At 75.8% G+C, this 1,117-nt stretch carries 1 protein-coding gene and 1 pseudogene; both read left to right on the forward strand.

Going from position 1 to position 1,117, the window contains the following annotated elements; genetic code table 11:
• A pseudogene (locus tag H5J29_RS33755) lies at positions 1-609 on the forward strand (exodeoxyribonuclease V subunit gamma); the annotation flags it as partial.
• Positions 606-1,117 (forward strand): UvrD-helicase domain-containing protein (locus H5J29_RS33760; protein ID WP_312858523.1); only part of this gene is annotated, 512 nt, incomplete at its 3' end. The pseudogene H5J29_RS33755 and the gene H5J29_RS33760, both read left to right, overlap by 4 nt.

Consider the following 1,117-nt stretch of genomic DNA (forward strand, 5'->3'; position numbering starts at 1 on the left):
CCGCTGGTCGAGGCCAGCCGGGAGCTGCGGACCGGGGAGCCGGTCTCGTCGGACGTGGCGGCCGAGCTGCCGTCGGGCGTCCGGGTGGTCGGCACGGTGGCGGGGATCCACGGTCAGACCCTCGTCACGGTCGAGTACTCCCGGCTGTCGGCGAAGCACCGGCTGCGCGCGTGGGCGCGGCTGCTCGCGCTCACCGTGACCCGCCCCGGGGTGGAGTGGCGGGCGGTCACCCTCGGGAGGGGGTCCGGCGGCGCGGCGCGGTCCACGCTCCGGCCCCTGGGGACCGACGAGGCGCGGACGGCGCTCGCCGATCTCGTCGCGCTGCACCGCGAGGGCCTGCGTGAGCCGCTGCCGATCTCCACGCCGTGCGCGGCCGCCTACGCGAAGGCCCGCCGGATCGGGGCGGCGCTGCGCGACGCGGAGGTCGGCGCCGAGCGGGAGTGGAGGTTCGAGGCGGAGGACGAGTCGATCATCGCGGTGCTGGGGGCGGATCCGCAGTTCAGGGCCTTGCTCGCCGAGCGGGTCGAGGGTGGCGAGTCCCGCTTCGGGGCGATCGCCGAGCGGATCTGGCGGCCCCTGCTCGACGCCGAGCACCTGGAGGTCCTGTGACCCAGGCGCTGCTCACCCATCCGCAGTTCGAGGTCGACGGCCCGCTCCCCGAGGGCACCACCGTGCTGGAGGCCAGCGCGGGCACGGGCAAGACGTACACGATCGCCGCCCTCGCCACCCGGTACGTGGCCGAGGGGGTCACGCTCCCGCGGCTCATGCTCGTCACGTTCGGCCGCGAGGCCACTCAGGAGCTGCGGGAACGGGTCCGGGAGCGGCTCGGGGCCACCGAGCGCGGGCTGGCGAGCGGCGTCCCGTCGGCGGACCCGGTGACCGCGTTGCTGCAGCGGGGCGCCCCGGAGGAGGTCGCGCTGCGGGCCGCCCGGCTGCGGGCCGCGCTCGCCCAGTTCGACGCGGCCACCATCGCCACGACCCACCAGTTCTGCCAGCAGATGCTCGCCGGGTTGGGCGTGGCCGGGGACAGCGACCCCGACGCGGAGTTCGTCGAGCACACGGACGACCTGGTCACCGAGGTGGTGGACGACTTCTACGTGCGCAAGTACGCCGCGCG

This window comes from Pseudonocardia pini (assembly GCF_013870575.1).
In the GTDB taxonomy this organism is placed as follows: Bacteria; Actinomycetota; Actinomycetes; order Mycobacteriales; family Pseudonocardiaceae; genus Pseudonocardia; species Pseudonocardia pini.